The organism is Sphingobacterium allocomposti, assembly GCF_008124885.1.
Classification (GTDB): domain Bacteria; phylum Bacteroidota; class Bacteroidia; order Sphingobacteriales; family Sphingobacteriaceae; genus Sphingobacterium; species Sphingobacterium allocomposti.
This window is the reverse complement of record NZ_VNHX01000032.1, coordinates 28,850-43,352: the sequence shown is the minus strand read 5'-3', so window position 1 is coordinate 43,352 and position 14,503 is coordinate 28,850. Positions and strand designations below refer to the sequence as shown.

Annotated in this window: 8 protein-coding genes; all 8 read left to right on the top strand. The window is 45.2% G+C overall.

The window, feature by feature from the left end; translation table 11 throughout:
- Positions 1–449 precede the first annotated feature (449 nt).
- The 8 genes from BC792_RS17335 (at position 450) to BC792_RS17300 (ending at position 13,667) form a co-directional block, all read left to right on the top strand.
- Entirely contained in the window at positions 450–1,667 is a 1,218-nt protein-coding gene (locus tag BC792_RS17335; protein WP_148910286.1) for an ATP-binding protein, read from the top strand.
- Between the two features lie 1,108 nt (positions 1,668–2,775).
- The gene (locus tag BC792_RS17330; protein ID WP_148910285.1) at positions 2,776–3,975 is read left to right on the top strand and encodes a FecR family protein; all 1,200 of its coding nucleotides are present in this window, start codon (positions 2,776–2,778) and stop codon (positions 3,973–3,975) included.
- Between the two features lie 179 nt (positions 3,976–4,154).
- Positions 4,155–7,691 carry a SusC/RagA family TonB-linked outer membrane protein gene (locus BC792_RS17325; RefSeq protein WP_211357574.1) on the top strand — a complete coding sequence of 1,179 codons (3,537 nt, stop codon included), beginning with the start codon at positions 4,155–4,157 and terminating at the stop codon, positions 7,689–7,691.
- A gap of 21 nt (positions 7,692–7,712) precedes the next feature.
- Positions 7,713–9,734 carry a RagB/SusD family nutrient uptake outer membrane protein gene (locus BC792_RS17320; protein WP_148910284.1) on the top strand — a complete coding sequence of 674 codons (2,022 nt, stop codon included), beginning with the start codon at positions 7,713–7,715 and terminating at the stop codon, positions 9,732–9,734.
- Positions 9,735–9,837: 103 nt separating this feature from the next.
- A complete protein-coding gene (locus BC792_RS17315) occupies positions 9,838–11,181 on the top strand; it encodes a DUF5126 domain-containing protein (protein ID WP_148910283.1) in 1,344 nt (447 codons plus the stop codon).
- A 22-nt stretch (positions 11,182–11,203) separates the two neighbouring features.
- Positions 11,204–11,905 carry a DUF4998 domain-containing protein gene (locus tag BC792_RS17310; protein ID WP_170250074.1) on the top strand — a complete coding sequence of 234 codons (702 nt, stop codon included), beginning with the start codon at positions 11,204–11,206 and terminating at the stop codon, positions 11,903–11,905.
- A 26-nt stretch (positions 11,906–11,931) separates the two neighbouring features.
- Positions 11,932–12,942, top strand: coding sequence for an MBL fold metallo-hydrolase (locus BC792_RS17305; RefSeq protein WP_148910281.1), 1,011 nt, complete (start codon positions 11,932–11,934; stop codon positions 12,940–12,942).
- 116 nt (positions 12,943–13,058) lie between these two features.
- Positions 13,059–13,667: an RNA polymerase sigma factor gene (locus tag BC792_RS17300; protein ID WP_148910280.1), complete on the top strand. Its 609-nt coding sequence runs from the start codon at positions 13,059–13,061 to the stop codon at positions 13,665–13,667.
- Positions 13,668–14,503 lie beyond the last annotated feature (836 nt).

Here is a 14,503-nt window from a genome sequence, read left to right as displayed (position 1 = left end):
TCCTCTTTGAAGCGTTCAAAATCAAATTCCTCTTTTTCCATTTGCTGTGTCTAATATAAAAATTCTTTATTTGACACAGTTTACTTTACACCCTCAAGTTAAGATCTAACACCTAACCTAACTCCTAACTCCTAATTTCTGACTTCTAACTTCTCACTTCTAAAATGTAAAGTCGTTGATTTGTAAAGTCGCATATTCGCAAAGTTGCAAATCCGCAAAGTCGCAAATAGCGAATAGCCGATGACTATTAGCCGTGGGTCTAAGTATCCCTAACCCCTAATTTCTCACTTCTGACTTCTGACTTCTAACTTCTCACTTCTCAAATACTCACTACTACCCCTAACCCTACCCTCTAATTATAGCTATAATATTCTTTCAAATATTAAAAAGTTGTAGGTATGTTTATAATTTGCTAAATTTGCTAGGAAAGTTCAACGTATAACTATAAAATGAAATCGTCACAAACGGATATTATTTCCAGGCCGATATATCTCAACCGAATCAAACCTTTTATCGGAAAAAACCTAATTAAGGTCTTGACTGGACAAAGACGCGTCGGAAAGAGTTACCTTTTGTTTCAGCTCATGGACGAGATTAAAGCCACGAATGCCGATGCCCACATCATATATATTAATAAAGAAGATTTAGCCTTTTCGGATATTAAAACCGCTAAAGACTTGAATGACTATGTTTTGCAAAATAAGTCATCAGTAGGAATGACGCACCTATTTATCGATGAAATTCAAGATATAGAAAACTTTGAGGTTGCACTACGGTCTTTACTGCTGGACAAAAACTTGGATATCTACTGCACGGGGAGCAATGCCAATATACTCTCGGGGGATATTGCAGGTCAGCTTAGCGGAAGATCAATAGAATTTACGGTATACAGCTTGAGTTATCGGGAATTCTTAACGTTTCATCAATTAGAAGATTCCGGTGAGGTACTCGAGAAGTATCTTCAATATGGAGGACTACCTTATTTGAAACATCTTCCTTTTCAGGAAGACATCGTTTTCGAATATCTTAAAAATATCTATTCGACCATTGTTTTCCGGGATGTCATCAATCGGTATGGCGTACGAAATACAGCTTTTTTAGAGCAATTGGTGTTTTTTTTGGCGTCTAACACAGGAAGTATTTTTTCGGCTAAAAAAATCAGTGATTTTTTAAAGTCTCAAAGAATAAATATTCCGCCGAATCAAGTTCAAACGTATATTCAGCATTTGGTCAATGCCTTTTTAATCCACCAGGTAAAACGATATGATTTGGAAGGAAAGCGTCTTTTTGAGATTGGTGAGAAATATTATTTTGAAAACCTAGGGATACGTAATGCCTTATGGGGATACCGTTTGCAGGATCGTGGTAAAATTATGGAAAATGTTGTTTATAACCATCTTTTAATAAAGGGATATACCGTTTACGTAGGCATCATGGGACCAAATGAGATTGATTTTGTCGCTGAAAAGCGGGGCGAGAAACTGTATGTCCAGGTGGCATTGACACTTAATGAGGAAAAGACGATAGAGAGAGAGTTTGGTAATTTGTTGAAGATTAAAGACAACTACCCTAAAATGCTCATTACGATGGATTCCTTTTCGGGGAATACAGTAGAAGGGATTATCGCATTAGATTTAAGAAGTTTTTTAAATGATAAATGGGGGTAGTACTTAAAGTCGTCGATTTATGAAGTCGTGAAGTGAGTGGCTAATAGCGGATGGCTAATGACAGATGGCTATTAGCCGTAAAGTTGTTGATTTGTAAAGTCGTGAGGTGAGTGGCTAATAGCTATTGGCAGATAGCAAATGGCTAATGGCATACTAGGTTGGCTAATAGCCGTAAAAGCAACAATTGACCTCGTAGAGGTCATATTTCAATAGAAAACCGTGTGCCCAATTACACGACCCTGAAGGGGTCGAATATATAGGAAGTGAGTCGTAAAGTCGTTGATTTGTGAAGTCGTGAAGTGAGAGGCTAATGGCTAATAGCAGGTGGCAGATAGATAATAGCAAATGGCAGGTGGCATATAGCAGCTATAAGCGATACTCGCTACTCAAATCTCACTTCTAATGTCTGATCTCTCACTTCTTTATAGCCCCTCAACCCGGGGCGGGGTTTTACTTGGAAGGTCGGAAAAAGTAAAAATTAAAATGTAAAAATTAAAAAGGAAGTTGGAAATTAATTTGTGAAGTCTCTAATCACGATCTACCCCCTAACTCCCAACTACCAATCAGTAGAAATGCTGACGCAGTCGAACCAATGCTGGTCCTTTCCCAAGCACAAGGCCGTGGAATCGTGAAGACTACTTCGTAGTTAGATGAGGTTAGATGAGTGAGTAAAGTCGTGGCTCTAAGCGTAAAGATTGACCCCGTAGGGGTCATATATCCATAGAAAAATGTGACATCCATCAGACGACCCCGACGGGGTCGAATATATTCGCGATAAGAAGCGAGTCGTAAAGTCGTTGATTTGTGAAGTCGTGAAGTTAATAGCTAGTGGCAGATGGCTAATGGCGGATGGCTATAAGCCGTAAAGTCGTTGATTTGCAAAGTCGCATATTCGCAAAGTCGCTAATAGCGAATAGCCGATGACTATTAGCCGTGGGGCTAAGTATCCCTAACCCCTAACCCCTACTCCTAACCCCTAACTCCTAACCCCTAACTCCTAACACCTAATCACGAAAAAATTTTCATTTTCTTTCTAAGATTTGTTTTGGTCGTCCGTATATATGCTAACAAGTTTGGAGAAATAGTATAAGTAGAACCCAAGGCAGGCATGGACAATAACGCTGAGATAGTATCTTTAATCAGGAAGAAGATGGATCGAACCATCAGCGATCAGGAGCTGTACTTGCTGCAAAAGTGGGTAGCAGAGGATCCGCTACATGCGGAGCTGTTGAGGAAGGTGGAAGATGATGAAGCTGTATTGGCCGATATAAAAAGTTGGCTGACCCTCCGGTCCGGTCGAACGAAAGAGAGCTGGATGCAGGCTTTTGAAGAAAAGACCATGGCGAAGATATACGGCTCCGATTATCATGCAACGTCCGTGGATAGACCTCCCTTACGACGGTATTTGCCGTATATATCCTACGCCGCCGTGTTCTTGTCGGTTTTGGGTATTACGTTATTTTTATACCTCCGCCAACAGCAGGCGGAACAACCAACCGTTATTAGCGATCTGGCGCCGGGGCGGAATAAGGCTCGGATAACGCTCGGCGACGGCCGCATCATCGAGCTTCGTGAAGACCAAGACGGCATCGTCCTGGGAGAACAGCTACAATACGAAGACGGCACACTGATTCATTCGTTGGAGGGTGACAAAATCGTAGATGCTACTATCTCCACGCCCAGGGGTGGGGAATATCAGATTACCCTATCCGATGGGACAAAAGTGTGGCTGAATGCCGCTTCCAAACTGAAGTATCCTACGTCCTTTAAGGACGATATGCGTATCGTGGAGCTCGAAGGAGAAGCATACTTCGAGGTTGCCACCATGACAAGGCTCGGTAAGAAAATCCCCTTCCGGGTGAAAACGGCGAAACAGGAGGTCGATGTGCTGGGCACACAATTTAACCTGACGGCCTATGCCGACGACGAGAACGACACGCGTACCACGTTGGTAGAAGGATCGGTGTTGCTGCACGCGGACGGCGCATCCCTCCCGCTGGCGCCTGGCGAACAAGGGTTCATCGACGAAGATGGGCTGAACAAAAAGAAGGTGGATGTCAACCCCTACATAGCGTGGAAAGATAACGGATTTGTATTTGAAGAGCTTGAACTGCGGGAAGCACTGAAAATGCTGAGCCGCTGGTATGATTTCGATTTTCAGATTGAGCCAACGGTAAAGCCTACCTATCTCTATGCCAGCATCAGCCGTGGCAAAAGTCTCAAAGAGGTGCTCGCCATCATAGAAAGCAGCGGGATCAGGTTTAGGTTGGAACGCTTTGGAGAAAGAAACAAACTAACAATTTTTTAACGAATAACAGGGGAAGAATTATGAATTAAGACGTATCACAGACAAAAGATAGATCAACATAAAACGGACAGTGCGCCAACACTGCCCGTCATGGTATAGTGGTCTATCGTAATTTTTTATCTCTAGGCAAAGAGAATCTTTATTAACAAATTACAATATGATCTAAACCGTACAAATGTATGAATTTTAGCACAAAACCCGAAGACCCGGAAGGGACTTCCGTAAACCGTTTTCTCCTTATTATGAAATGGACCGTAGTACTTATCTTGGTCAACATGACCGCCGTCATGGCCGATGGGATTGCGCAGAACGTCACCCTGAAAGCCGAAGGGATGTCTTTGGTGCAGGCGATGAAAACCATTCAGCGGCAAACAGGATATGAGTTTTTCATCAAAAGCAGAGAGCTGGCCAAGATTAAGGTCCATGCCGACATTGATGAGCAGCCTATTGGGCCGACGATGAATAGGCTGCTGCAGGGCAAGCCGGCGGCCTGGCTCCTGGAAGGCAACACGATCGTCATTAAGCCTCAGTCCCGTACGAAGGAAACCCGACCGCTGCCCCGAGAGGCGGCAGCAATTGTTAACGAACTTCCCGTCATCCAGCAAAATAAGATCACCGGTAAAGTCACGGACGCCTTTGACGACACGCCTATAGCTGGCGTTTCGATCGTGGTTAAGGGCAACAATGTAGGTACGATGACAGACGCTGATGGTATTTATGAACTCGGGGCTAATCAAGGCGATTCGTTGATCTTTTCGGCTGTTGGCTATCTGGCAGATACCGTGGCCGTCGGTCGGGTTCGGTTGATTAACGCGCGTCTTTCTAAAGATACGGAGGAGCTCGAGGAAACGGTAGTTGTTGCCTTTGGTAAACAAAAGAAGGAAAGTGTGGTTTCTTCTATTACCACTGTAAATGTTAAGGACCTCCGAATGCCTTCAAGTAATTTGACGACTGCCCTTGCAGGTCGAATGGCCGGATTGGTCGCTTATCAGTCGACAGGTGCACCAGGGGAAGAGGATGCACAGTTCTTTGTGCGTAGTGTTACTTCTTTTGGTAGCGGATTGACCGCACCACTTATTTTGATAGACAATATCGAAATGACATCCAGAGACTTGGCCAGGCTCAATCCTGACGATATCGCCAGTTTTTCGATTTTGAAAGATGCATCCGCAACAGCATTGTACGGAGCGAGAGGGGCTAATGGTGTAGTTTTAGTAACGACGAAAGAGGGAGAACGGGGAACAGTGAAGGTTTCCTTCCGGCACGAAAGCTCTCTTTCTACGCCAACAACGAAGGTTGATATGGCTGACCCGATTAGTTATATGGAGTATGCGAATATTGCGAGCATGACGCGTCATGGCGAACTGACGTATCCTCAAAGTAAGATTAATTTTACAAGAGACCCAAATAGAAATCCCAATGTATATCCGGCTGTAGACTGGAAAGATATGCTGACTCGGGATTATTCCCTGAATCACCGTGCTAATTTGAATCTGACGGGAGGCGGGAATGCTGCCACCTACTACCTTGCGGGTTCTTTTTCGCAGGATAACGGTATTCTTAAGGTGGATAAAAAGAACCCATTTAACTCGAATATTAACCTTAAAAAATATTCCGTACGTTCTAATGTGAATCTGAATCTTACCAAAAACCTAGAGGCGAAGGTACGCTTGAGTGCGAATTTCGATGACTATACTGGTCCTATCGGGGAGTCGGGGAGTGGAGGTGCCAACACCTATGGTAAAACCTTATTGGCAAATCCGGTGCTGTTCCCGGCGTATTATGAACCAGATTATAACACACAGCATACAGATAGGATCTTGTTTGGTAATTACGCCGGTAATGATTTTGCGGAAGGTGCGCCCACTTATATCAACCCCTATGCCGATGTGATGCGCGGCTACGAGGACGTACGGAACAATACGCTGCTCACCCAGCTGGAGCTACATCAGGATTTAGGTTCTTTCACGAAAGGTTTAAAGGCTCGGTTTATCGGTAGCATTACGCGTTACTCCGGATTTAACATCAGGCGGAGTTACGAACCTTTTTATTATCAATATATACGAGGAACCTATGATCCTCACAATACGTTTCCTTATCAACTAGGGGTGTTAAATCCAGAAGGAGGCTATGATTTTATTGATTATGAGGCAGGCAACAAATTTGTAGAAGCTAGAGGGTATGCTGAGGGCGCCCTATTATACAATCGTAGCTTTGACGCACATGATGTGGGTGCGCTATTGGTCGGATCCATAAAAGATCGTATGGATGGGAGTCCGAGCAACCTCGACTCATCGCTGCCTTCCAGAAACGTGGCTTTGGCGGGGCGTTTCACCTACGGTTATTCAAACAAATATTTTGCGGAGATCAATTTTGGCGTCAACGGATCTGAACGGTTTGACCCACGCTTTCGATGGGGCTTTTTCCCATCAATAGGGCTTGGCTGGCAAGTTTCGGATGAACCCTTTTGGGACAACTTACGAAATGCCGTGCCTAAATTGAAGCTTCGTGGTACCTATGGGTTGGTCGGTAACGATGTTATTGTGTCGGATCTTGATCGTTTTTTCTTTACTTCCAACATCAACCTTAACGGGCCAAACGCAGGCTATTTCGGGAATAATGTTAACTCGCTTACGAGTCGACCAACGATAGAAGTGTTGCGTTACGCCAATCCGAATATCACGTGGGAGGTTTCTTACAAGACGAATTTAGCTTTAGAGCTAGGTTTATTCAATAACGACTTAGAATTGATTGCGGAAGTGTATCACGAAAACCGGACGAATATTGTGCAGGTACGACAAGATATACCATCGATTGTGGGGCTGACGTCCAGTGTGCGGACTAACTATGGGGAAGCGATAGGGAAGGGGCTTGATTTGACCTTAAATTATAATAAATCCTTGTTCAATGGGATGTGGTATATCCTGCGGGGTAATTTTACCTATGGAACCTCGGAAATCACGGTGTATGATGAATTGGATTACTCCGGTGTTGCACCTTGGCGCTCCGTTGTAGGACGAAAGGTGGGGCAATCCCAAGGATATGTTGCAGAACGTCTATTTATCGATGACAACGAGGTGTTGAATTCACCGGTGCAGATGGTGAATGGCAGCAATGCCTTATATCAGGCGGGCGATATAAAATATAGAGATATCAATAACGACGGCGTTATCGACCAGTTTGATATTGTCCCCATGGGTTATCCAACGAATCCGGAAATCCAATATGGTATAGGTGGGTCTTTCGGTTTCAAAAATTTTGATATATCGGCCTTCGTGCAGGGTTCTTCCCATTTTTCCTTTTTTATGAATGCCCAAGCGATGGCTCCCTTTGTAGCTGTTACATCGGATGGAAATATGGGAAACCGGGCGATGTTGAATTTCATTAAAGAGAGCTTATGGACAGAGACAAATAGAGATCTCTATGCGCAATGGCCGCGCTTATCTCCAGACGCCGGAAGTGACGCGATTGGTAACGCGAATAATTTTGTGAATAGTAACTACTGGCTTCGCTCGGCCAGCTATATTCGCTTGAAATCTGTTGAAATGGGATACAAATTAAACAATATTTATGGCGTGAATCCTCGTATATATGCTAGCGGGACGAATCTATTTACACTTTCTGATTTTAAGCTATGGGATCCAGAAATGCGGGGAAACGGACTTTCCTATCCATTGCAGAAGGTATTTAATTTAGGCATTCAGGTTAATTTTTAAGGACAGATTAGAACGATAGATATGATGATCAAAAATATAATATATGCATCGGCAGTGGTACTGTTAATGACTGTCGCCGGATGTAATAAATACTTGGATATATTGCCGGACGATAAGCCGGTGCTGGAGGACGCGTTTAAGGACCGGTATAACGCGGAGAAATACCTCTTTACTTGCTATGGAAGTATGCCTGCGGTCGCTAATCCCACCAATACTTTGGGGCTTTCTGGCGGTGGCGATGTGGTGTACGATCCGTTGAATGCGCCGGGCGGCAATACCGCACACATAACCAACACCACTTTGATGTTCTTTAATGGCAATAACGCCGCTCAACCTCATATGAATTTCTGGGATGGCGAGAATGGTGCAACGGCCAATATCTGGCAAGGGATAAGGCATTGCAATGTTTTTTTAGAGCATATCGGTCTGGAAGATGGGGGGCCTCGGGATATGGATGAAATGGAGCGGGAGCGGTGGATTGCAGAGGTGAAAACGATTAAGGCTTATCTGAATTTCTATTTGTTTCAGCTCTATGGGCCTATCCCGATTGTGGATAAGGTCATCCCTATTGCGGCGAAGGGAGAGGAACTCGCCCTCTATCGGGAGCCGGTTGATCGGGTGGCCGACTACATCGTTGGCCTGCTGGATGAAGCTATCGAAACATTGCCTGCGTCGGCAGAACTAGACGCCGCCACCGAATTCGGACGATTTACCAAGACCATCGCCCGGTGTATCAAAGCAAAGACGCTGGTTCTTGCTGCCAGCCCTCTTTTTAATAACAACAACTATTACGCCGGATTTAAGGATAAACGAGGTGTCGACCTATTTCCGGCGGGCGACAGCAGGCAGCGATGGCAGCGTGCCTTGGAGGCTGCTGATGAAGCTGTGCGATCCGCAGAGGAAGAGGGGTATAGCATATTCATAAGTACAGATGCTGGATCTGGAGCTATTCCTGATGTGAACAGTACCAATATTAACGATACAACCAAGGCTATGATCAGTCTGCGTCAAGCGGTTACGGAGCCTTGGAATCCGGAAATTATTTGGGGCACGAACGAGAATACACGGCAGCTGCAACGGTTTGCCAGCATGTTAAGCAACTCCGAATGGGAGAATATAGCGGGATCGGGTGCTCCTGATATCGGACAGCGGCATTCGCCGACCCTGAATATGGTCGAATCGTTTTACTCGTCCAACGGCGTGCCAATCGAAGAAGACGCTGAATGGGAGGCAAACGGCTGGTATACGAATCGGTATACGACGAAGTTACCGGAGGCAGACCACACCAAGTTTTTGATAAGAAGTGGACAGGAAACCGCATTATTACATCACAATCGTTCCTTGCGATTTTACGCTTCGGTAGGTTTTGATGGCGGCATCTGGGAGGGAAGATCCCAACAGCTGTCTAATCCGGCCTTCCCCAATTTTATACGCCACATGGGAAGCGGATTTAAGTACGGCGTGGAATACGGCTTTTATCCTTTGTCCGGTTATTTAGCGAAAAAGTTGGTGCATCTCAAAACGACCTATACCGCTACACGGGTAGAACTGATTTACGAGCCTTACACGTTCCCGATTATCCGGCTGGCCGATATGTACCTCCTCTTAGCGGAGTGTCTCAATGAAGTGGACGGACCGAATACGACGGATTCGCAAGGGAATAATGCCTATCATTATTTGGATGCCATCCGTGCCCGGTCAGGGATGGAGGGTGTAGTAGAGAGCTGGCAAAAATACGCTTCAGGTCCGTATAAATCTAAACCGGACAACCAGAACGGACTGCGACAGATTATCCGTCAGGAACGTATCAATGAACTGGCTTTTGAAGGCCATTATTATTATGACGTACGCCGCTGGCTGATGGCCGAGGAGGTATACAACCAGCCCATTCTAGGCTGGAATAAAGAAGGGGAGAATAAAGCAGATTTTTATGTGTTAAAAGTGCTTGTGCAACCAAGGTTTTCGATGAGGGATTATCTCATGCCCATCAAAACCAACACCTTACTTCAGAATAGAAATCTTATACAAAATCCAGGGTGGTAATTAATTGATAAAGACAATGAAACCATCATGATTTATTCAAGCCACACAGGGGAATGAATAAATCTGATAGCTTCATCACCATTAAAAGACAAATTATATACAGATGAAAAAGAATATAATATACGCGATCCTAATACTGGTATGTAGTATGATGGCGGTGTCATGCATGGATTCCTATTTAGGAATCGAACAGCCCGATTTCGGTACGGGCACGCCCGAAAAATTGACAGTGAATAAGGTGGTTCCGATGGCCGGAGCTTTAGAAATACATTTTAGTTTGCCAGCCGGAAATCCAAATCAAGCGCAGGTTGTTGCTAGCTATATCAACAAAGCAGGTGATGAGGTAGAGTTTAAGGTGTCGCGTTATAGCAATACGATCTTGGTGGAAGGTTTTACCGGGACAGACGAAGTAACGGTGGATTTGGCTGTGGTGGATGAAAGTGGCAACAGATCGGATATTACGCAAGTACACGATAGACCATTGTTGTCGCCGGTAGAAATTGCTCGGGAAAGTCTGTTGGCTACGCCGGCATTTGGTGGTGTAAAATTGGAATGGGAAAACAAAGAGGCCTTGCCTTTTGCCATCCATGTGCTGACAGAGGACGAAATACAACTCGGCGTAAAAACGCTGATTGAAGATCCTTCTAAAACCATTTATAGTTCTGACTCCCTCAATACGAGTACCTATTTAAGGCAGTATGATAATGTGGAGCAAATCTTTGGGTTCGTGTTGACGGATAAATGGGGAAATCGGACGGACACCTTAATTGAAAGGATTACGCCTTATAAAGAGGAACTTATCGACCGTACGCTGATAGAAGCTGTTCCTTATTTTAACCCAACTTATGGAACATCGGGTAAGGACTATGCGCAATTTGGCTTTGATCCCGTAACCGGTATTCAGAACGACGGAATCGCGCATAGTGCCAACTTTGCTCCCCATACGATGTTCAACGGCGTGACGACCGGAAACCACTTTCTGGCTTATAAGTTCTTTCGTGAGGAGGCCGGGCAGCGTACGTACGTGCACGATCTTTACGTGACGTTCGACCTGCATCAGGACTTGCGGCTTAGCCGTGTCCAAATCTATCCGCGGACGGGGTCAAGCTATACTTACGCCCGGTCAAGCGTTAAACGGTTTAGAATCTGGGGGACAAATGATGCTAACACCACGCGTTGGTCGAAATTCCCGGAGGGTTGGACCTTAATCGGTGAATATCAAGGCAAGATGCCTGCCAATCCAGCAAGTATTACGCAGGAAGAGATTGATTATTTCAATAACAGGCAGGAATACGCGATCGCAGAAGATAACGTAAACCCAGAAGCTAACCCAACGGAGTCATTCCGTTATATGCGGCTTCAGCTCATGGAAACTTACACACCAACGGAGACTTTCCATACCATCAATGAATTCAGAATGTTTGGAGAAGTTCTTCAAACCTATTAACGAACTGTATTTGACCACAACGATGAAAAATAAGATATTATATGTGATGGGGGCGGTTCTTTCTGTCATGCAGGTAGGCTGCGACAACGCCGACGACCTATTAAACCAATATATTGAAGACGGACCTATTGTATATGCCGGACGAATAGAGGTGCTCGATATTAAGTCAGGCTACCAGAAAGTGGGCGTACGTATTGTTCCGGCCGAAGACGTGAATAGAGCCTACTGTATGTTGCGCTGGAATACGGCATCTGGCGCGGCCGACTCGGTGAAGGTCGACTATACACCCGCCAACTACCACGACGATTTTGAGGGCTATTATACCGTCGTAGACATGCCTGATATTGAAGGTAACGTGTTGATCGAGGCGTGGAATGTGGATGCTTTTGGAAACAAGTCGCTACTGACAGATCAAGGAGGATTTGTGTATGGCCCGAACTATGTACGTACACTGTTGCCTTCTTCGGTTGGTTTTACGGCTGGTAACCAAGCTGTCGAATTTGATAACAGAGTTGGCGCTGTAGATAATTTAGTGAGCTATGAACAGCAAGACGGTCAATTTACCGAGGAAGTGACGGTTGTCGAAAGCCTCGAATTGATTAATCCCAAAAGTGGAGGCGTCGTTCGGAGCAAAACGCGCTACCTGATCAACGAAAACGATATAGACACGCTGGTGACACCCGACTATCTGGAGACGGTGATTCCTCAAGTGGGAGAAAGATGATAAAAGTAACAACAAAAAGTTTCAAGATGAAGAAGATATATATAGTATGGATGGCTCTGCTCGTGGTTATGTTGGCGGGTCATCGTGGGTTTGCGCAAACGGGTGAACAGGATATACGCGATGCAGTTCAAACCATGGAACAGTTTAGAAAAACATCGCCGTTCCGGTTGGATGAGGAAAGATTGATGTTATTAAACAAGTTTCAGGTTTATGCCGATAAGCTGGAGGCGACGACTTTTAAAGCTTATCTGAGCAAGCCGGAAGAGGAAGCGAGGCAAATGGAAAGTACTATTCCCATGATCTATTGCTATCGCGAAGCGTTCGATAAGGTGCTGGAAGAGGTGAAAAATACAAAGGTAAAGAAGGGCACGGCGTTGGTATGGCTACTTTATAACATGGGTTTTATCGTGAAGACGCCTTCGGGTTGTTTTGGTATTGATGTGGAACATCGATTGGCAGAGCAATTAGCTCCCTATCTGGACTTTCTAGCTATCACCCATAATCACGGCGACCATGCGCATGTGAAGCTGATGGAAGCGATGACCAAGGCGGGGAAGCCGGTAATTACAAACTTTTATAAAGCGTGTGCAGACTATATGTCGACAACGGCAACGAGCTATAGAATTGGTGCATTTACCATCCGTACGGATATCTCGAGTCACCTGAGAAGCCCTAAGTTTCCTAACTTCGTGATGTCCTTGCGGATAGATTGTGGCGAGGATGCCGGAAACTTTTCGTTGCTGTCGTGTGGCGATTCGGGCTTTGAAGCGGATCGCTTTGCAAACGTGCAGGGCGATGTTGACATGTTGATACTTCGTTGGGGAGCCCCAAGGGAAAATGATATTATCGGAACGTCGCCGGGACTTGTCAATCCGAGCTATGCGGTATTATCTCATCTCATAGAATTGCGGCACGAGCCTTCGGGCCAAGCCTCGATAACCCAGACACTGAAGCATCTACCGGGGGTAAATTGCAAGAATACCATTCTTCCCTTTTGGGGGGAGAAGTTCGTTTGGAGAAATGGGAAACTACGGTAGGTAAGATACTGGCATAGAGTGTAAAAGGCGAGCGGTTTCGCTACAAAATCTTAACAAAAACATAACGGCACTATGCCACAATGTTCGTATATTAATGGCTACTTTTATGCCATATTGTGAAACAGCCCGAAAGACAGTCTACCCGAGTGGAACAATACCTCCAAATGCTGCAGCTTGGCAATGAGCTGGGGCTACGGTATTTTATGAGGGAGTTTGCCGAGCAGCTCGTATTCTTCGCCTGCGGGATCACCAAAAATAAAGAAGTGGCGGAAGAGATCGTTTCTGAATCCTTTTGTAAGCTATGGCTTGGCCGCACCAAGGCGGTGTCGGTGCAGGCTGTTAAATCCTACTTGTATCTCGTAACCCGGAATGCTTGTTTAGATTATGTGGATTCGGCCTATCATAAGTCGGTAGACCTCGGCGAAGATCAATTGTGGGACAAGATAGAGAGCCGCTCGGATATACTGACACAGATGATCTATACGGAACTCATAGAGCAAATTATGGCAGAGCTCGACCGGCTGCCGGCGTATCAGGCAAAGGTGTTCCGGATGGCTTATCTCGAAGGCATGGATACTCAAGAGATTTGTACAGTACTGGGGACAACGGCCAACAACATCTATTTTGCACGGTCCAAAGCCCTGTCCGCATTAAAGTTGGTCTTTAAAAAGAAAGACATCAGCCTATATGGAGCACTGTTAATGCTTAGTACGGTTTTCTCGTAAAGTTGTTGATTTGTGAAGTCGTGAAGTGAGAGGCTAATAGCAGATGGCAGATAGCTAATGGCAAATGGCAAATGGCCAACACATAAAGTTGTAAAGTCGTTGATTTGTAAAGTCGCGAGGAGGTACGACGAAGCGATCTAACCTGCTAACTATTCTAACTTCTCATTTCTAACTTCTCACTTCTCCATACTCGCTACTCAAATCTCACTTCTAATGTCTGATCTCTCACTTCTTTATAGCCCCTCAACCCGGGGCGGGGTTTTACTTGGAAGGACCCAAGTAAACAAGGTCCTCCGGCCGAGGTTCTTGGTGCTACCGTGCCTTATCCTAGCCTAAACCGTTCCAAACTCACTGCGTTCAGACAAGGAACGGTTCTTAACGGCTAGTATGGCGGCCCGCTGACGCAGTCGAACCGATGCCGGTCCTTTCCTCCGCACAAGGCTGCCTTGGAATAGGGTTTAGGCGTAAAAGTCGTGAAGTGAGAGGCAAATAGCTATAAGCTGTAAAGGTGCTAATTCGTAAAGTCGTAAAGTAAGAGGCGAATGGCAGGTGACAGTTATAACCTATGAAGCAACAGCCATAAGCCTAGGCTACTCAATACTCACTTCTAATGTCTCACATCTAACTTCTCACATCTTTATAGCCCCTCAACCCGGGGCGGGGGTTTTACTTGGAAGGTCGGGAAAAGTAAAAATTAAAAAGTAAAAATTAAAAAGGAAGTTGGAAATTAATTTGTGAAGTCTCTAATCACGACCTAATCCCTAACTCCCAACTACCAATCAGTAGAAATGCTGACGCAGTCGAACCAATGCTGGTCCTTTCCCAAGCACAAGGCC

What these genes read in the sequence shown, in the direction of transcription:
- BC792_RS17335 (WP_148910286.1), top strand. Translation starts at nt 450, where the DNA reads ATGAAATCGTCACAAACGGATATTATTTCCAGGCCGATATATCTCAAC.
- BC792_RS17330 (WP_148910285.1), top strand. Translation starts at nt 2,776, where the DNA reads ATGGACAATAACGCTGAGATAGTATCTTTAATCAGGAAGAAGATGGAT.
- BC792_RS17325 (WP_211357574.1), top strand. Translation starts at nt 4,155, where the DNA reads ATGAATTTTAGCACAAAACCCGAAGACCCGGAAGGGACTTCCGTAAAC.
- BC792_RS17320 (WP_148910284.1), top strand. Translation starts at nt 7,713, where the DNA reads ATGATGATCAAAAATATAATATATGCATCGGCAGTGGTACTGTTAATG.
- BC792_RS17315 (WP_148910283.1), top strand. Translation starts at nt 9,838, where the DNA reads ATGAAAAAGAATATAATATACGCGATCCTAATACTGGTATGTAGTATG.
- BC792_RS17310 (WP_170250074.1), top strand. Translation starts at nt 11,204, where the DNA reads ATGAAAAATAAGATATTATATGTGATGGGGGCGGTTCTTTCTGTCATG.
- BC792_RS17305 (WP_148910281.1), top strand. Translation starts at nt 11,932, where the DNA reads ATGAAGAAGATATATATAGTATGGATGGCTCTGCTCGTGGTTATGTTG.